This is a genomic window from Amycolatopsis sp. cg9 (assembly GCF_041346945.1).
Lineage (GTDB): Bacteria > Actinomycetota > Actinomycetes > Mycobacteriales > Pseudonocardiaceae > Amycolatopsis.
This window is the reverse complement of record NZ_CP166850.1, coordinates 8,439,891-8,461,484: the sequence shown is the minus strand read 5'-3', so window position 1 is coordinate 8,461,484 and position 21,594 is coordinate 8,439,891. Positions and strand designations below refer to the sequence as shown.

Sequence of the window (21,594 nt, the reverse complement as noted above, 5' to 3'; positions counted from 1 at the left end):
CCATCCGTCCCATCCCAGGAAGGTTCTCCCGCGATGTCCCCACGACTGATCGCCGTGCTGCTGACGGCTTTTCTCGCCCTGCTCGGGCTGGCCACCCCCGCGGTGGCGGCGCCGGTCCAGACGCTGACCTGGACCGGGAACAACAGCACCACCGAATACGCGTCCGCGCCGACCGGCGCGCTGCCCGGCGAGACCACCATCGTCTTCGAGAACAGCGAAGCCACCGGCAACACGACCGGGATGTCGCACACGCTGACGTTCGACACCTCGACGCCGGGCTACAACCACGACGTCTCCCTCAACATCCTGGCCAACCCGTTCGACCCGCAGAACGGCCGGCACGAAGCCGTCGTGACGCTCACGCCGGGCAAGTACCGGTACTTCTGCACCATCCCCGGCCACACCGCGATGGTTGGGGAGTTCGTGGTCTCCGACGGCACCGGGGACACCACGCCGCCGGTCGTGACCGCCGCGGTGGCGGGGGACCGCGATCCGTCGGGCAACTACATCGAGTCGGCCACGGTCTCGCTTTCGGCGACCGACGCGGGCTCCGGGGTGGCTTCGGTCGAGTACCAGCTCGACGGCGGCGCGTGGACGGCGTATTCGGCGCCGGTGGTGGTCACCGCGGTGGGCATGCACATGCTGCACCACCGGGCGACCGACGTCGCCGGGAACACGTCCGAAGAGGGGATGGCGCACTTCACGATCGTCGAGGGGCAAGGCGATACGACGCCGCCGACGGTGACCGCGTCTCTCTCGGGGGACAAGGATTCCGCGGGCAACTACCTCGACGTCGCCACGGTCACCTTGACGGCGACCGACGCCGATTCCGCGGTCGCTTCGGTGGAGTACCAGCTCGACGGCGGTGCTTGGACGCGCTATTCGGCGCCGGTCGCGGTGACCGGGGCGGGCGCGCACATGGTCCACTTCCGGGCGACCGACGCCGCGGGGAACACGTCACCGGAGGGCATGTCCTCCTTCACGGTGGTCAAGCGGGACACGACGGCGCCGGTGGTCTCGGCTTCCGTGGCCGGTACGCAGGACGCCGACGGCAACTACGTCGGCAAGGCGACCGTGACGGTGACCGCTTCCGACCCGGGTTCCGGGGTCGCCGCGGTGGAGTACAAGGTGGACGGTGGGGCGTGGACCGCCTACGCCGCACCGGTTCCGGTGACCGCGGCGGGCGCGCACACGGTGGGCTACCGCGCCCGTGACGTCGCCGGGAACGCGTCCGCGGAGGGTTCGGTCGCGTTCACCGTGGTCGCCGGCGGGGACACCACCGCGCCGTCGGTCTCCCTCCAGGTCACCGGCAAGCAGGACGGCGGCTGGAACTACGTGGGCCAGGCGACGGTTTCCGTCGCGGCTTCCGACGCGGAGTCCGGGGTGGGCCTGGTGGAGTACAAACTGGACAGTGGCGCGTGGACGCGGTACCCGGCACCGGTGGTCGTGCCCGCGCTGGGCGCGCACACCGTCCGCGCGCGGGCCACGGACGTCGCCGGCAACGTGTCGGCGGAGGTGGCGGGCACGTTCACGGTGGTCGCGGCCTCGCCACCACCGGACGCGTGCCCGAACTCCGACACCCGCGACACGGTGGTGATCGGCGGAATCGACAGCCAGGTGGAGAACATCGACACGGGCAACGGCTGCACGCTCAACGACGTCATCGACGAGACCGCGGAGTACGCCTCGCACGACCGGTTCGTGCAGCACGTGAAGGCGGTGACCCAGGAACTGGTGGGCAACGGCGTCCTGTCGTCAGGCGACCGCAACCGCATCGTGACGGCGGCGATCGAGTCCGACATCGGCGGCCCGCCCGCGGCGACCCCCGCCCGCCCGGACGCGAAGAAGCGCCTGTAGGCGGCCGGCCGTAACGGCGGTGCCGCTTGGGACGACCTGCGAGTAGCACCGGAAAGCGGGAGGTCACCGCCATGGCTGAAACACTCGCGCAGTTCGGCATCATGACCGCGCACGAGGTCCGGGCCGGCACCGAAATGGAGCAGGTGGTGGCCCGGATCCTCGAGGCGGACGACGTCGACGAGGCCGACCTGCAGATGAAGTACGAGACCTTGGTCGCCGTCTACAAGCTGAAGCGGCTGCTGACCTGGACCTTGGTCGTCGTCCCGCTGCTGCTGGTCGGCCTCGGGCTCGTCCTCTTCGCCGGCGTGGTGCGGTAGGGCCTGGACGAGCCGGCGGCGGTCAGGAGTACGTCCAGTGGCCGAGCCAGGACTCGCGCCACGCCACCGTCAGCTCGCTCACCCCGTCCACCCCGGAGCGGTCCACCTGGGCCTTCCACGCCTCCTCGACCATCGCGCACAGCTTCGACGCCGGCAGCTCGACCCCGCCCGAGGCGAACTGCCGCAGGACCGACTTCGGGACCGCCAGCTTCGCCTTCCCGCGGATCACCGACTGCTCGGTCGCGCGGCAGATGAGGTACTCGACCGTCGCCAGGTCACCCGCCGACGCGACCTGGCTCAAGGCGCGGTACAGACACTCCAGCGGTGCCGCCAGGCCCTGGTGCTGGCGGGCGATCTCCCACGACACCCACACCGCCAGGCAGTCCGGCATCTGGAACGGGCGGTAGGCGAACGCCGGGCCGGCGAAGGTCTGGTAGTCGGCCGTCGGGTCCGTCGAGGGCGGGGCCGGGTCGTCGGGGTCCGGGGGCAGGCCGAGCCGCTTGAACAGCTCGCGCAGCAGCTTCTGCGGGCGCGCCGGGGTCGACGACTCGCCGAGGAGCTTGGCCAGGATGCGGTTCAGCCGGTCGGCGGCGACGCCGTGGACCGCCAGCTGCAGGTGGACGAACGCCACGTCGGACAGCGTCGTGCCCGCGCAGCCCACCACACCCACCTGCGGGTAGCGCTGCAGGAACGAGACGATCGCGTGCGTCGAGCCGATCCGGGCCGGGCCGACGAAGGTCACCGGGAGGCACGTGCCGATGCGCTGGCGGGAGCGGAGGTCGCCCTTGTACAGCGGGGAAAACTCGCCGTCGGCGTGGTAGACCTCGAACCAGTTGCCCTGCCGGTGGCCCGGTCGCGTGTCGGCGAGCCAGAAGCTGTAGCCGTGCTTCTCGCACAGCTCGCGGAACCGGTCGGCCAGCTCGAACCGCGCGGCCGCGGACACGTCCCGCAGCGCGATCGCGAACCGGACCGCCAGCGACGCGCACGGCGACGCGATCTCCTTGCGGGTGCGGAGGTCGTGGTTGCGGGTCTTCACGACCAGCGGCAGCTGCGCCGGGCACTGCAGCGACAGCAGCGGCGCGTCGATGAACGCCGCCGCGGCGTCGGAGATCTCCCGCACCAGGTCACGGACGGCCAGTCCGTGCCATTCGCTGACTTCCCGCGCCGCCGGATCGATCGAGATCAGGCCCTCGAAGGTCTGCTCGGACTCGTAGATGAACGTCGGGTTGGGCGAGGTCGTCTGGTGGAAGACCCAGCCGCCGTCGTTCTGCTCCGGGCGTTCGGCCGGCCGGTGGCCGTCGACGTGCTCGACGACCTCGGTGCCGTCCAGCGGCTGGCGGGTGCGGGTGCCGATCACGACGCCGGCGCCGTTCGTGGCCGAGCACAGCGTCTCCAGGAAGACGGCGTTGTCGGCGTCCGCGGTGACCAGCTCGCGCAGGTAGCCGTGGCGGGCCATCGCGTGGTGCACCTCGAAGTCCACTTTGGTCACCGGCTGCCGCGCGATTTCGAAGCCCGCACGCGCCAGATCGGCGACGTTGCGCACGGAGACCCGTTGGCCGCGCATCCTCACCATCCCCCCGAAGAGTCGAACCGGACGTCGGCTTCCAGCGGCCGGCGGCGGTCCCAGGCACCGGCGCCCGCCCACCGCGGCGCCCCGATGCGCGACAGCGGGATCGCCGATTCGCGCCAGGACGCCTGCCCGAACAGCACGAGCGCGGCGAGCACCGGCAGCCCCACCGCGACCGTCAGCGCCACCTGCACGACTTCGCCCCTCGCCTGCGTCGCGACGGTCGCGGCGAACCCGGCGATGGCCGCGATGCTCAGCTGGACGAGCGCCTGCGGCAGCGTCCCGAGGTAGCCGAGCACGGTGCGGCGCGGTGGCAGCGACAGGCGGCTGTAGAGGAAACCGGGCAGCAGCAGCAACATGGTGATCACGGACTGGCCGTCACCGATGTGCCCGAGCGCTTCGGTGGCTTCCCGGCCGTACGGCCACGGACTGCCCACCAGCAGCCACCCGAGCACGAACGACACCGTCGCGACGGCGAGCGCGTAGAACGTCACGTTGAGCGGACCGGACTTCGTCGAGTCCTTGAGCACGAGCGTGGCGCGCACGCGGACGTGGTCGCCGCGCGGGTCGCGGCCGCCGGAGCGGCGCCAGTACGCGCGCGCCTCGTTGTCGGCGATGCCGTTGACCAGCACGAGGTCCTGCCCGAACTCCCGGTCGGTCAGCTCGCGCGCCGCCTCGCGCAGGTTCGCGGCGGTGAACTCCGGATGCCGCCGCAGCGAGTTGTCGAGCTCGTTGGTCCCCGTCCGCACCGCTTCGCCCGTCGTGGCCGCCGCGGCCAGCCGGTGACAGGCGGGCAGGCTGCGCGGGGAAAGTTCCACCCCGGACTGACCGGCCTCCCACTTGCGGCGGCGCAGCAGGTCCGCGAGCCGGCGCAGCACGGTCTGCGCCTGCAGCTCGAGGATCTTGTGCCGGGCCCCGTCGGCCTCCTGCAGCGGGGCGGCGTCCTGCCGTTCGGCGAGCGACCCGAGGTCTTCGGCGAGACCCTCCACCTGGTGCTGATCGGCGTCGGTGGACAGGTACATCCGCGAGATCTCGGCCTCCGGCGCGGTCCGGGCCACCAGGTGGTAGGACTTCAGCGTCGCCGGGATCATGGTCTGGTAGCTCACGACGTAGCCGCGCCGGCTGGCGGCCAGCCGCCGCCACTGCTCCTTGGCGACGGGCTGGCGCGCGTCGACGTGCAGCGGGGTTTCGTAGCTGAGCCGGTGTTCCTCCACGGAGTCGTCGAGGGCGACCACGAGCATGTAGTCCCGGACGGCGACGTTCAGCAGGTACGCGTACTCGACCAGCAGCTCGGCGCAGCCGTCGAGGATGCCCAGCGCCAGCTCCCGGCACTGCCGCCCGTACCCGGGGACGGTGCCGCCGGCCGGGGCCAGCGCGAACTCCTCCTCCGGGTGGTTCCGCTCGGTGAGCAGCGTCAGCAGCGCCTGCTGGATCAGCCAGCGCGGCTCGTGCACCTGGAACAGGAAGGTGTTCAGCTCGTGCTTGGCGGTCTGCGCGTTCTCGTCGCTGCCGAGGATCCCGCGCAGCAGCCGGTAGAGCCCGGCGGCGACCAGCCGCGACGCCTCGTGCTGGGTGAGCCGCGGCAGCTTCTGGCCCGAGCTGTCGAAGACGTCGATGGGGGAGACGTCCCGCCGCGGCAACCGGGCCAGTGGCACCCAAAGCGACCGCTGCCGCGCCGGCCGCTCGGCGGCGCGGCCGCCGTGTTCCTGGCCGATGAGGTCCTGCAGCTGCGCGGTGGCCTGGCGCTGGCCTTCGTCGAGGAGCTTGAGGCTGACGTCGACCTCGGTGCTGCGGCGCGCGGTCCCGTGCTCGACGACGGTCAGCCGTTCGGTCAGCCGCCGCACGTGGTTGAGCCGCAGCGAGGTGTCCAGGAGGGCGAGCCCGACGGCGGCGCCTTGCCGCGACAGCCGGGGCGGGGCGCCGGGGATGGGGATCGTTTCGATGGCGTGCCGGAGACTGTCGATGCCGTCCACACCACTGAGAGTAAGAGGTGCGGGGTCCTGATACGAGAAGACGGCGAATCGTGGGCGAATCGCGGCCGGCGCCGGAGGGCGTTGGGCCGAACGCCGCATCGGGCTCGGTCTGCCCGGCGCTTTGGGCGCGGCGCGGCGGGTGGCGCTGGGTGGCTGATGCGGGGGTGGCGGGTTGGGGTCGCGAATGACTCATTCGGGACGTTGGTGGTCCCGAATGAGTCATTCGCGACGCACGCCGGTGAGGTCCTGAATGAGTCATTCAAGGCGCTGGGCCGCGCGGGCGCAGCCGGAGTTCGCCGCCCGCTTCTCGACCTCGTCCGCCGCCGGGTGCAGGCCCCGCGCGCGGTACAGGTCGATCGACTGCTGCCACGCCTCACGCGCCTGGGCGGGGTGGCCGAGGGCGTGGTGCGCGTCGCCCATCGCGGCGAGGGTGCCTGCCTGGCGGTAGGTGTTGTCGAGGTGCCGCCACAGCGAAAGCGCCTGGTGGGACTGGCCCAGCGCCTCCGCGGGCCGGCCCGTCTCCGCCGCGATCGAGGCCAGGCTGTCGAGCGCGTCGGCCTCGCCGTAGACGTCTTCGCGGGCGCGGCACAGGGCCAAGCCCGACTCGGCGTGGCCGCGTGCTTCGTCGTGCCGTCCGAGCCGGCTCAGGCACGCGCCGATCAGGCTGAACGCGCGTGCCTCCCACTTCCGGTCCGCGAGGGCCCGGTACAGCTCGAGCGCGCTGGTCGCGTGGCCGAGCGCGCGCTCGTCGTCCTTCTCGTGCGTCCAGTGCAGCGCCAGCACGAAGTGGACGCCCGCCTGCCCGAGCGTGTCGCGGATTTCCTTGGCCAGGGTCAGGGACCGGTTCAGGTGGTGCAGGGCCTCCGCGGCCTGGCCGAACGGGCCGTAGACGAGGCCGAGGCGGCGGTGCGCGCGGGCCTGCACCGCGAGGTCCTCCAGGCGCTCCGCGGCGGCCAGGCCCGCCAGCCACGAAGTGATGTTGGCCTGCAGGTGCCCGCGGCGGTAGTGGAAGTTGTCGAGCGTCCAGGCCAGCTGCCAGACGCACGTGTCCCAGCCGGCGTCCTCGGCCGCCTGCCTGGCCGCCAGGACGCACTCGTGGTTGACGTCGAACCAGGTCATCGCGGCCGCGTCGTCGGGGAGCGGGGCCGGGACGCAGCCTGCCGGGGGCTCGCCGACGTCGATCGGCGGGTGCTGCTGGTCGAGCAGGCGGCTGCCGCGGTGGCCGGTGTGCAGGTGGAAGCCGACCAGCCGGCGCAGCGCGGCCCGCCGCCCGGGTTCGGGCTCGTCGGTCAGCGCGGTGGTCCGGGCGTGCTGGCGGACCAGGTCGTGGAAGCGGAACCGGCCGGTCACCGGCTGCTGGAGCAGGTGGTCGTCGACGAGGCTTTCCAGCAGGCGCTCGGCTTCGAACGGCGGCACGGCCGCGAGCGCCGCGGCGGCGGGGACGTCGATGTCCGGGCCCGGGTTCAGGCCCAGCAGCCGGAACATGCGCTGCTGCGCCGCGTCCAGGTGCCCGTAGGACAAGGCGAACGCCGCGGCGACGCTGCGGTCGCCCGCGGACAGCTCGGCCAGCGCCCGGCCCGCCTGGCGCAGCCGGTCGGCCAGGTGCGCCACCGTCCACGCGGGCCGGGTGCGCAGCCGCGCGGCCGCGATGCGGATGGCCAGCGGGAGGTGGCCGCACAGCTCGACGACGTCGCGGACGGCGCCGGCTTCGGCGGCCGGCCGGTCGTCGGCGACGATGCCGGCGAACAGCTCGACGGCGGCCGCCTCCGGCAGCACGTCCAACGACAGCGTGTGCGCCGCCTCCAGGCCGACCAGCCGCCGCCGGCTGGTGATCAGCAGCAGGGCGCGGGCGCTGCCCGGCAGCAGCGGCCGCACCTGCGCGGCGTCCGCGGCGTTGTCCAGCACGACGAGCATCGAGCGGCCGGCGAGTTCCGCCCGCCACAACGCGGCGCGGGCGTCGGGGTCGAGCGGGATCCGGTCCGCCGCCACGCCGAGCGCGCGCAGCAGGGTGTCCAGCGCCGCCGCCGGGGTCACCGGTTCCTGCCCGGAGGTGTGCCCGTGCAGGTCGATGAACAGCTGCGCGTCGCCGTACTGCTCGGCGAGCCGGTGCGCCGCGTGGATCGCCAGCGTCGTCTTGCCGATGCCGGCCATCCCGTCGATCGCCTCGATCACGACGGCCTTCGGCGCGGTGTGCGCGACGCCGTCCCGGACGGACAGCAGCCGGGACAGTTCCGTTTCCCGGCCCGTGAAGTCGGCGATGTCGCCGGGCAGGTCGTTGCGGCCCGCCACGACCACCGGCCGTGCCGGAGCGGTCGCGGTGGGCAGTAACCGGGGGTCGTTGTCGAGGATCCGGCGGTGGATTTCGGACAACCTCGGCGACGGGTCCAAACCGAACTGGTCGACGAGCACCGCTCGGGCGCGGGTGAACGCGTCCAGCGCGTCCGCCTGGCGGCCCGCGCGGTACAGCGCCGTCATGAGCTGTCCCCAGAGGCGTTCGTGGCCGGGGTGCCGCTCGCTCAACGTCGTCAGCTCGCCGATCAGCGCTTCGCCCGCGCCGGTGGCGAGGTCGGCGTCGACGCGGTCTTCGACGGCGCCGAGCCGCAACGCGTGCAGCCGCCGCGTTTCGGCCAGCAGTGCCACGGAGCCGGCGAAGTCCTCGTAGGCGTCACCGCGCCACAGCGCCAAAGCGCGTGACAACCGCTTCGCCGCTGTCACCGGATCCCCGGCCGCCAAGGCGGTTCGCCCGGCGGCCACCAGTCCTTCGAACTCGCGGGCGTCGACGAGCGCCGGGTCGAGGCGCAGGGCGTAGCCCGCCGCGCGGGTCTCGATCAGGTCGGCCACGCCAAGGGCTTCGGCGACCGGGGCCAGCGAGCGGCGCACGCGCGACAGGTAGGTCCGGACCGTGCGCGGGGTGCCGGGAGTGGCGTCCACGTCCCACAACGCGTCCGCCATGGTGTCCACTCCGGTCACCCGCCCGGCGTTCGCGATCAGCAGCGCGAGCAGCGTGCGGATGCGGGGACCGCCCAGGTCCAGCGGCCTGCCGTGCAGCCGGACCTCGAACGCGCCGAGCACGCGGAACTCCGGTCTTGCCTGCCCCTGAGCCGCACGGGTTTCACTCGGGTCGTCCGTCCCCACCTCTCTCAGGAGGACCGGACGACCGGGTGGATACAGGGCCGTTCGGCCCAACTTCCCTGCTGTCGACCGGTTGTCGACGGGTTGTCGACCGGCCTTGCCACGGTGGTCCCATGGACGTCGCCAGCGAGATCGTGCTGCGGCTCGCCGATCCGGCGGCCCGCGCTTCCGTGCTGACCGCCGACGCGCTGCTCGCGCTCGGCACCGTGGCCTACGAGCTCGACCCGGCGCTCGTGACCGAGCCGGTGACGGCCGTCTTCGACCGGTTCGACCTCGCGGTGCCGCTCGACCCCCGGGTGTCCGCGACGGCCCAGTTCCGCCGGACCGGGGAGCCGGTGCCGTGGGAGGTGGCCGCCTCCTGGGACACCGGGCAGGCACCGCCCGTCGCGGCCGACGCGGTGTGGACCGGTGCCGTCGTGGTCCGCACGGCGGTCCTGGACGGCACCATTGTGGACGTCACCGCGCGACAGTCCGGTGTGGACGATCCGGTCGCGCTCGACGCCACCGTGGCGATGGGCCCGCCGGGGGCGGACCCGCCGCCGGCCCCGGTCCCGTTGCCCGTGCTCGTGGCGTTCCTCGCCGCGGCCGCGGACACGAGTCCCCGGGAACTGCTGCGGGCGACGCCGGCCGCCCGGCTCGGCGCGGCCCGCTACGCCGTCGCCGACGCCCCGCCCGGGGCACCGGACCGCCGGTTCGACCGCCTCGTCTGCTGGGTCGTGCCCGCCACGGCGTTCGACGACCCCGGCTGGCCGGGGGCCCGGACCGGCACGTCGCCGGAGCAGCGGCGGGCGGACCGGCTGGGCGCCGCGCGGAGCTGGCTCGCCGGCCAGGGCGTCGCCGTCATCACCACCACGGAGTCCACATGACCACCAAGTCCCGCGCGAAACGCGCATCGACCACGCCCGAACCACGTACGGAGATCGGTATGGCCACCCTCGTGCAACCGGCTTTCCCCTTTGTCGACGTCGTCATCGACACCAGCGCGCTGGTCCCGGCCGCGCAACGCTCGCCCGGCGTGGTCGCCGTCGTCGGCAACGCCGACGGTGCCACCGCGCCGGCGTCGACGCCGCTGGTGGTCACCGGCCACGCCGACGCGCTCGCGTTGTTCGGCAAGGCCGGCGCGGCGACCGCGCTGAGCCGGAGCCTCGACCTGGTGCTCGCGCAGGACCCGCGGCCGACCAAGGTCTACGGCGTCCGCACGCCGGCGGCCGGCAACTACGCCGCCGCGCTCGCCGGGCTCGAGGCCGCGGACGACGTCACGTTCGTCTGCCTCGCCGGGGAGGTGAACGTGGGCGCGGCCACCACCGGCGGCACCCCCGCCACCGGGCTGCGCGCGTTGGCCGAGCACGTCGAGAACATGTCGGCGGCGGGCAACCGGCGGATGGCGGTCGCGATGATCGACCCGGCCACGCCGCGGAGCGCGACCTACGTGGACACCGTGCTGGCGGCCAACTCCTACGGCGCGCTGAAGAGCGCGACCGGCCGGATGATCCTCGTCGCCGCGCGCGGCGCGACCACCGACGAAACGGTGAGCCCGAACCCGGTCGCCGACGCGGCCGCGGCCGTGATGGGCGCGATCGCCGGCCAGGCCCCGGCCACCAGCGTCGTGCTCAAGCAGGTGCGGGGCTTCACCATCCCGGTCATCCAGCAGTACGTGCCCGCCGAGGTCATCGGGCTGGCCGGCCAGGGTGCCATCCCGCTGATCGATCCGGCGCTCGTGCCCGGCACCGGGCTGTTCCTCGGCGACGGCGGGACGTTCTCGTCGGATCCGGGCCGCAACTACGTCGACATCTGCCGCGTGCTCGACGACCTCGAGTTCCGGCTGCGGGCCGGGCTGATCGGCACCATCGGGGACGCGCGCGTCACCAAGGCCGGCCTGACCGCCGTGCGCGTGCGGGTGGAAGGCATCCTCGGCCCGCTGCAGCTGGGCGCGGTGATCGACGACTTCTCCGTCAGCATCCCGCTGCTGTCGATCCTCGCGCTGCCGGAAAGCGCGCGCACCGCCGCCGAACAGGCCCAGGTGGTCACCGCCCGCCAGACCCGGCAGGTGGCCGTCCTCATCAGCATCACGTACGGGCCCGCGGTGCACCGGCTCAACGTGACCCTAGACGCCAAGTCCTGAGCAGGAGACCACCATGTCGAGTCCCGAAACCAGCTGGAACACCCGCCTCGCCGTGCGCTACACCGACGACAAGGGCGTGGACCACGAGATCTCGCCGATCCAGTCGTTCACGCCGACGTTCGCCACCACGGCCGAGCCGTTGCACAGCATCGAACGCACGCACGTCGGCGTGGTGGTCCAGCCGTACTCGCTGACCTTTTCGCTGACGGTCAACGCGATCGGCCCGGCCACCGCGCAGCTGACCGCGCTGGCGCTGAACGCGACCGAGTTCAGCATCTCGATGCAGGAGCGCAGCGGCGACGACTGGTCGTTCTCCACGATCGTGCTCAGCCGGTGCGTCATCACGAGCGCCTCGCCGACGGCGGCGACGGTGGCCGGCGCCCCGCAGGCGACGTTCTCCGGCTTCTCGATGCACGTGGACGCGACCGACGCCGGCGGCGCCAAGACGTCCGGTCCGCTGCAGTCGGCGCTGTAGAGGGGGAGATCCGTGCTCGACGACCTGGTTCCCGGTGAGGGCAGCGGCGTCATCCTGCCGTCCGAGGGTGACGAGTCCGGGCCGGCCGAGCTCGTGTTCCAGTTCCCGGTGGAGATCGAGGTGCGCGTGGTCGCGCCGTACGACCCGGACCAGCTGGTGACCACGGCTCTGGACCGGCTGACCGCGGCGTTGCAGGGGCTGACATGACCACCGTGCGCATGCCGGTGCGGATCCGGCTGGACCTGACCGGCGATCCGCTGGACACCCACGTGCTGGACCTGGTGCGGGAAGCGGCCGTCGCGGCCGCGGCCCGGACCGCCGGCCGGGCCGGCCGGGCCGACGCGCTCGACGGCGCGGTGTGGTCCGGCCGGGCCCCGGAGGTGAGCGTGCGGTTCCGCGGCGCGCCCGTGCCGGCGTGGGCCGCGGCGCACCTGGAAGCCAGCGCGCACGCAGCGGTCCAGACCGCCGTCGCGAACCTGCGGCCGTCGGCCGCCGCGCCCGCGAAGCCGGTCCGCACGACCCCCCGGCTGCGGCAGTTCGCCACCGCCGACGAGCTGCTCGACGCGCTCGCCGTCCGGTACGGCGGGGACACCCGCCCGCCTCGCGTGCTCGCGATCGCGGCGGATTCCGCCGGTGCCGCGGTGATGCTGTTCGTCGACGCCGGCGGCGACGGGTCCTTCGGCGTCGCGTGGGGCACCAAGCTGAACCGGTTCGTGCTGCCGCCGGACGGGCGGGACGCGGAAGCGGAACCCGGCTACTCGGCCGGCTACCCGGACTCGTTCCACCTCGTGGCCGACGCCGCCGACGAGGACACCTTCCGCAAGGCGCTGATCGCGGCCCTGGTGCGGATCTGGCGCGCCGCGACCCCGGACGTCCCCGAACCCCGCCTGGCGGAACGGGCGGCGGCCCGGGCCAAGCGGTACCGGCTGAAGGGGTCGCTCTACGAATACCGGCTGGCCGGCACGCCGGTGGCCTGGTTCGCCGGGCAGGCGGGGCTGGCCGACCGGGCCGGGCTGCCGGTGCTCGTCCTCACCGAGCAGGCGCCCGAGGCGCGGGACACGCGGTACGGCACCGACTGCGAGCCGCTGCGCCACGACCCGGACGCGGCCGGGAACGCCGACCCGGACCGGCCCTACCTCCACGAGCTGGAGGTGTCCGACTGGGACGAGGGCGCGTTCGGCGACCTGATCGACACGATCGCCGCCGCGCTCGGCCTGCCGAAACCGCGGTTCATCGGGTCGTTCCTCTTCGCCGCGCTCGCCGTCATCGCGCGGCGGAGTGAAGGCCTGGGGTGGCTCGTGGGCACGCAAGCCCGCCAGGAGGTGCTCCGCCACCTCGTGACGGCGCTGGAAGCGGTGAACGTCCTGTTCTTCGCCTACACCAAGGCGGTGCTCGCCCGCGACAAGGCGCGGAAGCTGCCGTGCCCGCTGGCCGGGCACGCCGAGGAGTGGGCGGGCTACCTGCACCGCGACTACTTCCCGCTGCGCCGCAAGGTGGTCGCGTCGCTGTTCGTCGCCGCCTGCCAGGACGCGCTGCTGGAGCGCCTGGAGACGAGCGCGGCCGACATCGCCGGCCGGCTGGCGAGCACCGACTGGCTGCCCGCCACCCGCGTCGTCCTCACGGTGCTCCTCGCCGACCTGCCCGAGCTGACCGACCTGCTCGGGAAGCTGCGGCGGGCCAAGGCGATCAACGACAGCACCGTCCGCATCGGACCGGAGCCGGCGCACAACTACCGGTCGGTCGACGGGGTCGAAGTCGTGCGCACCCCGGTCTTCCCCGGCCGGGACCGGCCCGGGCTCGACCCGTTTCGCACCGGCTACCGGATCAAGGACGCCCACGGCGCCTGGCACACGCTCGACGAGGTCGAGGCCGAGGTGAAGAACCTGCGGTCCACCGCCCAGCTCACGGATCCGTTCCTGGAGAAGCTCGCCGACATCGCCGACGTGGTGCGCCGGCTGCGCGCCGCGACGCAGCTGGACAGCCTGGGGGCGGAGACCGCCGGGCGGGTGGTGACCGACGCGGTCGACCGCGAGTTCTTCGCCGTGCTGGCGGAGATCCAGCAGACCAACCGGGAGAAGACCGAGGAAGCGCGCGAAGACCGGATGGTCGCCTACGGCCTGGCGAGCTTCGAACCGGACGGGAGCAGCGAGCTGCACGCCCAGCTGAGCGGCGTGCACGACCTGGCCGACCAGCGGCTGCGGGCGATGTTCACCCGCGCCAAGAGCGGCGCGTCGATCTTCGGCGACGAGCACATCTACGTCGAAGGCCTCGCCGCGCTGGCCGGGCACGAGATCGCGAAGGCCCGGTTCCGCGAATTCTTCGAGCTCGCCGGTCTCACCCTGCTCGCCGTGTTCTTCCCCGCGGAGGCGTTGGTGATCGGCTTGATCCAAGCCGGGGAAGGCATCCACACCGCGCACGAGCACGCCGATCTGCAGCGGTCGCTGCTCGGGGGCGACGACATCCTGTCCCGCGCGCAGGTCGAGGCCGAGCTGGCGGGGGCGTGGCTGCAGGGCTTCCTCGCCATCGCGCCGGAACTGCCCGCCGTGGTGCGCGACGCGATCACCGGCGCGCGGGCGCTGGCCAAGGGCGAGCTGAACGCGGTCACGTCGGCGGCGTTGCGGCGCAAGCTCACGGAGGTGGCGGGGCACCTCGCTTCGATCACCGCCGAGCACTTCGTCAAGAGCTTCCTCACCCAGCTCACCACCGGCTACGTGCTGAACCTGGCGCTGTCGGCGGTGGTGAGCGAGTTCGCCGAAGCCGTGGCGGCCGAGTACCGGCTCGGTGGCACGGTGCCGAAGGGCGAGGTCGCCGGGCACGCCATGCGCGCCATGGCCGCCGCCGTGGCCGCGAGCACGGAGGCGGGATCGTGACGGGCCGCGCCCGGGTCGTCGTCGACGCGGCGGCCGCGGCGAGGGTGAGCGCGCGCGTGCGGGAGTTCCCGCGGCTGCGCGACGCGGTCGAGAACATTTCGAAGGCGGCCGGAATCCCCGAAAAGCTGGTCGGCGAACACCTCGACCGGTCGGTGCTGCGGGCCCTCGAACGCCTCGGCGAGCGCTACGTGAACGAGATGGGCGCGGCGGTCGAGCGGGTCGGCCGGCTGCGCGAAGAGGTGGACGGCTACTACCGGAAGGCCTTCGGCCGGAAGCTGCGGACCGAGGAGCTGGCGGGCCTGCGCTCGGCACTGGAACGGCTGCGCAAGACGAGCTCGGAGCTGCTCCCGCCCGACCTCTGGGCCCAGCGGCAGCTGCGCACCGCCCCGGAACTGCCCGGCACGCCGGAAGCGCGGCCGGAAGCACTGCCGGAGCCGGTGCCGGACCCGTTCGCGGACCTCGAAGCCCAGGCGCCCGCCAGGGAACCGGTGGCGCGGCCGGCGGATGGACCGCGGTGGGCGACCCGGCGTTTGAACCAGCGGATCGACGCGCTGCCCGAGCCGTTGCGCCTGCCGCTCCGCCGCGCCCGGCACCTGCGCCGGTCCACAGTGGACGCGGCGCTGGACGGCAGGCCCGGGGCGACGATCCGGGTGCTGGAAGAACTGAACGGCGTACTGGGGCACCGGGAAGTGGCCCAGGTGACGGAGGCGATCGGCATGACACGCACGCCCGACACGGCGTACGCGCTCGGTGGCGGCCTGCGCGGCAGCCGCCCGCCGGACGCCCGGGTGCAGGCCACCTACCACGTGCTGCCCACGGGGGAGCGGGCGGTGCTCGACCGCGTCGCGGCCGTCGACCCCGAATTCGTGCGGGCCATGGCCCTCGGCGAGGAACGGCCCGGCCAGGCGCAGGGCGTTCCGGTGCCGTGGCGCACGGCGGAAATGGACCGGTTCGCCGCGGAAAACGGCCTCGGTGCGGGCGAACGGGCCGACCTCGAACGCGCGCTGATCGCGCTGAACCGGGCGCGGGAGGCCGAGCGGCGTGCGGTGGAAGCCGGCGTCGGCGGCTCGCCCGACGCCCGCTCCCGGGCCGCGCAGCTCGACCGCCAGGTCGCCGCGCTCGGGCTGCCGCCGACCGGGCAGGTCGCCGAGGCGCTGCGGGGTTCCGCGCTGCTGCGGGACTTCGGCACCCGCAACCCCGGTCACCTGCTGGAGCTCTCCGGAGCCTGGCTGGAGAAGGCGGTGCGGGACGCGGCCGAAGGCAAACCACTGGTGCCGCTGGATGTCTACGTCCGCGACGTGATCATGAGCAAGCACGTCCGCGGCATGGCGGGCGAATTCGCCGCGGTGTTCCAGCTCGGCAAGGACGTCCTCGTGCTGAAGGCGCCGGACATCGGCGTCACCGCGGGCGGCACCGACTTCATGGTGCTCGTCAAGGGCAGCCGGGAGATCTGGCTCTGCGACAACAAGACGCTGTCCCAGTCCGGCCTCGGCGAGGTGAGCAGCCTGGTCGAGAACATCGGCAAGAACGTCCAGAAGGACGTCGTCGAACTGACCAAGCGCGTGCAGGACCTCCCGGACCCGCTCACCGGGGAAGCGTCGGGGGTGGCGGACGCCGTCGGCCGCCTGACGAAGGCACGGGACCGGCTGAAGGGCCTGTCCACTGCGGAACTCGCCACGCCCGAAGGGCAGGCCAAGGCGGCCGCGATCCTCGACGACCCGGACATCCGGGTCCGGCGGGTGATCACGAACGCCGGTGGTGAGCTGAGCTACCTGCAGCAGCGCCTGCTGGACATGAAGATCGACTTCGCCGACCTGCGCACCCGGTTCACCGAGATCCAGGAACGGCTGCGCAGGCCGGGCACCGAGCCCCGCGGAGGGGAAACACGATGAGCTTTTTCGAACCGTACCTGCACACGCCGAGCGCCGTGCTGTCCGACGGCATCGTGCCGGTGCCGCTGTGGGCGGTGACCCAGCTGTCGATCGACTCGGCGTACTTCGTGCCGCAGGTCGGCGGGACCCGGCGGCGGGTCGCGGTGGTCAGCCACGACGACACGCTGTCGCTGAACGCCGTCCTCCTCGGCCCGTTGCGCTTCACCTGGAAGGTCGCGCTGGAGAACCTCGCCGAGTCCAGCAGGCAGGGCACGGCGCTCTCCCGGATCACCGGCGGCACGCAGAGCGGCCTGGTGCTGATCACGACCGCGACCATCCGGACGGACCTCGCGGTGCAGTCGCTGACGTTTTCGCAGAGCGCGCAGCGGCGGGACACCCTCGACGTGGCGTTGCGGCTGCTGCACCTCCCGCGCCCGGGCAGCCTCGCGAAGCTGCTCGACGTCTCGTCGATCGGTGTCGGCGCCCTGACCGACGCGCTGCCGGTCTGAGGGGGCGCCGACGATGTCCAGGACCCTGCCCGCGCTGATCGCCCGCCTGCTGCCCGCCGTCGCCGCGCCGCCACCGGACCCCGCGGTCCGGGTGGTGCGGCAGGAACTGACGGCCGGGCTGCCCGTCCGCGTCGACCTCGACGCCGCCCGCGCCCTCGTGCTCGCGGTGCCGCTCGGGGTCGCGCGGGCGGTGCTCGCCGCCGACCCGTCCGCCGTCGTGTTCACCACCGCGGACCCGGCCGACGGCACCGCTTTCCGCGACTACGGCGCCGCGTGGCCCCGGCTCACCCTGGTCGTCACCGGGGCGATCGGGGCGACGGTGCCGGTGGTGACCGGTGTCCCGGTCCGCCTGACCGGCGCGCCGGGGACGGCCGCCGTCGAGGTGATCGTCGACGAGCTCGTGCTCACCGCGGGCTCCCTGCGCAGCCCCGGCCGGTTCGGCAGCCGGCTGTCCCTGCGCTGGCGCGATCTCGCGCCGGCGCCGGACGACGGCCCGCCGCACCCGGTGGGCGACCCCGGTGTCCCGGTGCTGCTGTCGCAGCTGGGAAAGGAGATGTGATGGCCTTCAAGGGCTTCACGTTCGACCGCGGCCACGAAGTCGTGCCCGGCACCGTGCCGGCGTGGGCCGTCGTGTTCCGCCACGGCGTCCGCGGCACCGAGCTGTGCACCCTCGGCAGCGACACCTATTCCGGCACGGTGACCGCGGCGCTGCCGGCCGGCCTGACCGGCGGCAGCTACGAGGTCGTCGTCGAAGGCATGACGGCGGAGGACTACCGGAAGATCAGCCTCGCGCCCGGGACCCCGCTGGACGCCTCGCTGCACCTGTGGTGGAAGGACGCGCCGACCGGGGTGCTCGGCGGGCTCGCGAAGTTCACCGGGCTGGACAACCCGCTCTCGGCGACCACCCCGGTCCCGCCGGACGGCAGCCTGGTCGCCGAGCTCCGGGTGGACCGGCTGTGGCGGCGGCCCGGTCAGCGGCGGATGGACGTGGTGGCGAAGGGCCGGGAACGGGTGGTGGCCCGGCTGGCCGAGCGCCGGGTCGAGGGCCGCTGCTTCGCCCCGCGCTCGGACGCCAACGGGCTCCAGGTGGCCGTCGAGAACGTCGCGGGTGACGCCGTGCCCGTGGTCGGGCACGGGCTGGGACGGGCGCAGCCCACCCCGGGGGTGCCGGACTACGCCGCCGTCCCGCCGGGGACCGCGCTGGCCGCCATGCTCGAACTGAGCACGCAGGTCCAGGGAGCGCTCGGCCTCTACAGCCAGGAGACGGCCGTGATCCGCGACGGGACCCTGCACCTGGGCAAGTGGACCGAGAACGGGACCACCCCGCGGCTGGACGGCGAGCGGCCGATGGACGACGAAAGCGGCCTGCTCGCCATCGAACGCGGCGCGGACCTGCCGCGGGATTCGCGGATCCCGCCGGGGTTGTTCGGCCCGCGGCCGCCGCGGCGCACGTTCGCCGTGACCGCGCTGGGCCGTCCGGACCTGAAACCGGGCGATCTGGTCTCGCCGGTGCTGCCACCGGAGGACTTCGCCGTCACCGAGCCGCCGGGCCTCGGCGCGACCCTGCTGACGTCGGTGCCGAACCTGCCGGCCGGGGTCGCCGACCCGGACGCCGACGCGTCGGTGTGCCGGATCATCGAGGTGCGCCACGAGATCTCCCGGGAGCGGGGGTTCCTCACGACGATCCGCGCGGTCGTGCTGGCCGGCGAGGACGACGGGTGGGACGAGGTCACGCCCGGCACGGCGAAGGACGCCCAGCGGGCGCGGCGGTCCGGCGTGCCGTTCGCCGACAGCGCGCAGGGCGCGGCGAGCACCATCGGCGACGTCGTCGGGGACCGGATCGAGCGGACGCTCGGGGTGACCCGGTCGCGGCCCGCGGTGATCCACGACCACGCCGTGTCCCCGGACACGCCCAAGCACACCAGCGAGGTCTGGCACTCCGACGCGGCGCCGGACGGCCGGCCGCAGGCCGCGCAGCGCACGAAGATCACCGCCGACGCACACGCGGAACTGACCCAGGTGCCGTACGTGACGCCGTTCGCGTGGGGCAGCTACGGTCTCGTGCTGCCGCGGTACCCGGGCACCCGGGTGGTGCTGGCGAACGTCGGCGGCAGCTCGGCGGACTTCGTCGACGTCGGTGCGCTGTGGCCGCCGGACGCCGGCCCGGACGCCCGGCCGGGGGACTACTGGCTGGCGCTGCCCGTCGGGATCGAAGACCGGGAGCACCTGCGCGATCCGGACCGGCAGGCCCCGGACGACGGCCTCGCGAGCCACGACCTGGTCGACGGGGACGGCACCCGCGTCATCGAGACCGCGCGGTTCGTGCTGCGCGTGACCGACGCGCTCACCCGCGTCCCGGACCGGCCGTCACCCGACGACGAGTTCGGGGCCGGCAGCGTGCTCATCGAGAGCCGGGCCGGCGACGGGGCCGCGCGGATCGTGCTGAAGGCCGACGGCAGCGTCACGATCAGCGCGAAGTCGATCACCTTCGACGCCGAGGACCGGATCGAGCTGAACACCAAGGACGTCCGGGTGCAGCTCGACGGCGGCACGATGGACGTGAGCTGATGGCCTTCCCCGTCACCGAATCCGGCTCGGCCGAGTGCGACCACCACGGCGCCGTGTCCCTGCCCGCGGTCGCCGACCGGCGGTTGACCGTCGGCGGCGACCAGGTCGTGCTCTTCGACGGCTTGCTCACGCAGCCGTACCTGCAGTGCGAGGCACCGATCCCGCCCGGGAAGTGCGTGAGCACCCTGCCGGCGCCGCCGGATTCCGGCCGGGCCGCCCGGTTGACCGTGGGTGGCGCCCCGGTCCTGCTCGACTCGATGTCCGCCAGCTCGCTGCCCGCGGCCACGCCGGTGAAGCTCGCCGCCGGGCAATCCGTTCTCACCGCCTCGTGAAGGAGTTCCGATGACAGCCCTGCCCCCACCCCCGACGCCCCCGGGCGCCGCGCCGGGCGACGACTCCGCCGCCCGCCGCCGCGCGCTGCTGGGCGTCGGCGTCCGCGCCGACCTGACCGACCCCGCCGACACCGCACGGGACCTGGTGCTGCGCAGCACTTCCGCCGGCGTCGACCTCGACCTCGTCGACGGCGTGGACGCCCTCTGCCAGGACCTCGCGGTCGGGCTGACCACGCTGCGCGGCAGCGACCCGTTCAACCTGCGGTTCGGCTTCCTCGGCCTGACGCCGATGGTGGACCAGACGTCCCCGGTGCTGGCGCGGGAGGGCCTGCGCAGCGCGGTGGTCGAGCTGGTCGCGGCCGATCCCCGGGTGCGCCGCGTGGTCGACCTGTCCGCGCCGTCGCCCACCGGCGACGTCGCTTCCCGACGGCTCGACGTCACCGTCTCGTTCGAGGCGGTCAGCGGCGACCCGGCCACCTTGAACACCGGCGGCCTCGCCTCCGGCACGTCGTTCGGGGAGGTGGCCCCGTGAGCGACGAGACCAGCATCGACCTGACCGACGTCCTGGCCGTCGACGAGACGGTCACCCGGTCGACCGGCAGCGCCGGCTTCGGCGTGACCCCCGCGGGGTTCCTGCCCAAGCCGTTCACCCGCCTGCTGGCGGAGAAGATCGCGCTCGCGCAGCAGCTGATCGACCCCGCCATCGACCTTTCGAGCGGCAGCGTCGTGCGCAAGCTCCTCGAGGTCACGGCGCTGGAGGACGCGCGGACCTGGGCCGCGCTGGCGGCGGAGTACGACGACAGCTTCGTCGCGACGGCCCGCGGCCGCGCGCTGTCCGACCTCGGCGAGGAGCTCGGGATCACCCGGCCGTTCCTCAGCGCGACCGGCTCCGTGACGCTGACGCTGGCGAAGGCCCTGCCGTCGAGCGTGCCGAAACTGGTGCTGCCGCGCGGTTCCCGGCTGTCGACGCCGGGCGGGCACCGCATCGCGCTGGCCGCCGCGGTCCAGTTCACGACCGGGGTGACCACCGCCGTCGTGCCGGTGACGAGCTTCGACCCGGGCCCGGTGGGCAACCTCGACCCCGCCGTCACCGACGCCGGCGGCGGGCACCCGCAGCGGATCGACCGGTGGGAGGTCGCCGACGCGAAGCTCGAAGCGATGATCGCGGCCGACGTGGCGGCCGGCTTCCTCGCCACGGCGTCGTCGATCGGCCAGGGCCTGGTCCGCGTGCAGCACACGCAGGCGCTGACCGGCGGCAACGGGCAGTTCGACGACGACCGCTACCGGGCGCTGCTGCTCGCCGCGCCGCGGTCGCTGTGGACGGCGGACTCGATCGCGGCCACGGTGGCGCTGGTCCCCGGCGTGCGGCAGGTCGTGGTGCGCGACGGCTGGGGCGGGCTCGACCTGTCGCAGTCGATCTTCGGCCAGTTCGCCTTCTTCGAGCGGCTGTTCGCGGCCGACCGCGACCTGTCGTCACCGTTCTTCGTCACCGTGCTCGTCGCGCCGACCGAAGCCGCGGTCTGGGACGGCGCGGCCGGGCTGCGCGCGGCCGTGCAGCAGGCGATCCGGGACGTCCGCCCGGTCGGGATCTTCCCCGACGTGGTGCGGGCCGAGCAGGTGTTCTTCACCGTCCAGGCCGACGTGGTGACCTCGGGCCTGCCGCTGCCGTCCGGGTCGGTCGCCAGCCGCAACCTCAGCCCCGCCGCGCTGGCGCTCAAGCAGCGCCTGGCGGCCCGGCTGCGCGGGGTCGTCGACGGGCTCTCGCTGGCGGAACCGGTGCGGGCCGCGGCGTTGTCCGCGGCGATGATGGCGGAGCCCGGTGTCGTCGATGTCGGCGACCTCCACCTGATGCGGTTCCCGTACGCCGTCGACGCGGTGGGGTCCGGCGGGGAGAGCGACACCTCGCCCGACGTGCTCGAGCTGGACGAAAACCTCGTCGTCGGGGCCGACCAGATCGCGGTCTTCGTCGAGTCGCCCGGCCGGCTGACGGTGCGGTGAAGC

General features: G+C 73.6%; 17 protein-coding genes. 14 read left to right on the top strand and 3 right to left on the bottom strand.

The window, feature by feature from the left end; translation table 11 throughout:
- The first annotated feature begins 33 nt into the window (after positions 1-33).
- Positions 34-1,857, top strand: coding sequence for an OmpL47-type beta-barrel domain-containing protein (locus AB5J73_RS39070; protein WP_370963871.1), 1,824 nt, complete (start codon positions 34-36; stop codon positions 1,855-1,857).
- 71 nt (positions 1,858-1,928) lie between these two features.
- Positions 1,929-2,174, top strand: coding sequence for a hypothetical protein (locus AB5J73_RS39065; protein WP_370963870.1), 246 nt, complete (start codon positions 1,929-1,931; stop codon positions 2,172-2,174).
- Positions 2,175-2,196: 22 nt separating this feature from the next.
- On the opposite strand, the gene AB5J73_RS39060 is transcribed toward AB5J73_RS39065, so the two are convergent.
- From AB5J73_RS39060 to AB5J73_RS39050, 3 genes are all read right to left on the bottom strand, one after another.
- Positions 2,197-3,738: a hypothetical protein gene (locus AB5J73_RS39060; protein WP_370963869.1), complete on the bottom strand. Its 1,542-nt coding sequence runs from the start codon at positions 3,736-3,738 to the stop codon at positions 2,197-2,199.
- A 2-nt stretch (positions 3,739-3,740) separates the two neighbouring features.
- Positions 3,741-5,714, bottom strand: coding sequence for a hypothetical protein (locus AB5J73_RS39055; RefSeq protein WP_370963868.1), 1,974 nt, complete (start codon positions 5,712-5,714; stop codon positions 3,741-3,743).
- A 255-nt stretch (positions 5,715-5,969) separates the two neighbouring features.
- Positions 5,970-8,786 carry a BTAD domain-containing putative transcriptional regulator gene (locus tag AB5J73_RS39050; RefSeq protein ID WP_370963866.1) on the bottom strand — a complete coding sequence of 939 codons (2,817 nt, stop codon included), beginning with the start codon at positions 8,784-8,786 and terminating at the stop codon, positions 5,970-5,972.
- A 173-nt stretch (positions 8,787-8,959) separates the two neighbouring features.
- Between AB5J73_RS39050 and AB5J73_RS39045 the strand changes: the two genes are divergently transcribed.
- From AB5J73_RS39045 to AB5J73_RS38990, 12 genes are read left to right on the top strand one after another with little or no spacing between them, the layout of a single operon-like run.
- Complete coding sequence (locus AB5J73_RS39045) at positions 8,960-9,712, top strand: hypothetical protein (RefSeq protein WP_370963865.1); 753 nt, start codon at positions 8,960-8,962, stop codon at positions 9,710-9,712.
- A gap of 59 nt (positions 9,713-9,771) precedes the next feature.
- Positions 9,772-10,968: a hypothetical protein gene (locus AB5J73_RS39040; RefSeq protein WP_370963864.1), complete on the top strand. Its 1,197-nt coding sequence runs from the start codon at positions 9,772-9,774 to the stop codon at positions 10,966-10,968.
- A 13-nt stretch (positions 10,969-10,981) separates the two neighbouring features.
- Entirely contained in the window at positions 10,982-11,443 is a 462-nt protein-coding gene (locus AB5J73_RS39035; RefSeq protein ID WP_370963863.1) for a hypothetical protein, read from the top strand.
- A 12-nt stretch (positions 11,444-11,455) separates the two neighbouring features.
- Complete coding sequence (locus tag AB5J73_RS39030; RefSeq protein ID WP_247022844.1) at positions 11,456-11,650, top strand: hypothetical protein; 195 nt, start codon at positions 11,456-11,458, stop codon at positions 11,648-11,650.
- The gene (locus AB5J73_RS39025; RefSeq protein WP_370963861.1) at positions 11,647-14,313 is read left to right on the top strand and encodes a hypothetical protein; all 2,667 of its coding nucleotides are present in this window, start codon (positions 11,647-11,649) and stop codon (positions 14,311-14,313) included. The genes AB5J73_RS39030 and AB5J73_RS39025 overlap by 4 nt, the downstream gene beginning before the upstream one ends.
- Entirely contained in the window at positions 14,310-16,205 is a 1,896-nt protein-coding gene (locus tag AB5J73_RS39020) for a hypothetical protein (protein ID WP_370963859.1), read from the top strand. Before AB5J73_RS39025 ends, AB5J73_RS39020 begins: the two co-directional genes overlap by 4 nt.
- Positions 16,202-16,693 (top strand): hypothetical protein, encoded by a 492-nt coding sequence (locus tag AB5J73_RS39015; RefSeq protein WP_370963858.1) that lies wholly within the window; start codon positions 16,202-16,204, stop codon positions 16,691-16,693. Before AB5J73_RS39020 ends, AB5J73_RS39015 begins: the two co-directional genes overlap by 4 nt.
- Before the next feature lie 13 nt (positions 16,694-16,706).
- Positions 16,707-17,252 carry a hypothetical protein gene (locus tag AB5J73_RS39010; RefSeq protein ID WP_370963857.1) on the top strand — a complete coding sequence of 182 codons (546 nt, stop codon included), beginning with the start codon at positions 16,707-16,709 and terminating at the stop codon, positions 17,250-17,252.
- Positions 17,252-19,261: a hypothetical protein gene (locus AB5J73_RS39005; protein WP_370963856.1), complete on the top strand. Its 2,010-nt coding sequence runs from the start codon at positions 17,252-17,254 to the stop codon at positions 19,259-19,261. The genes AB5J73_RS39010 and AB5J73_RS39005 overlap by 1 nt, the downstream gene beginning before the upstream one ends.
- The gene (locus tag AB5J73_RS39000; RefSeq protein WP_370963854.1) at positions 19,261-19,593 is read left to right on the top strand and encodes a hypothetical protein; all 333 of its coding nucleotides are present in this window, start codon (positions 19,261-19,263) and stop codon (positions 19,591-19,593) included. The genes AB5J73_RS39005 and AB5J73_RS39000 overlap by 1 nt, the downstream gene beginning before the upstream one ends.
- A 10-nt stretch (positions 19,594-19,603) precedes the next feature.
- Positions 19,604-20,125, top strand: a complete 522-nt coding sequence (locus AB5J73_RS38995; RefSeq protein WP_370963852.1) for a hypothetical protein — start codon at positions 19,604-19,606, stop codon at positions 20,123-20,125.
- A complete protein-coding gene (locus tag AB5J73_RS38990; protein WP_370963850.1) occupies positions 20,122-21,591 on the top strand; it encodes a hypothetical protein in 1,470 nt (489 codons plus the stop codon). Before AB5J73_RS38995 ends, AB5J73_RS38990 begins: the two co-directional genes overlap by 4 nt.
- Positions 21,592-21,594 lie beyond the last annotated feature (3 nt).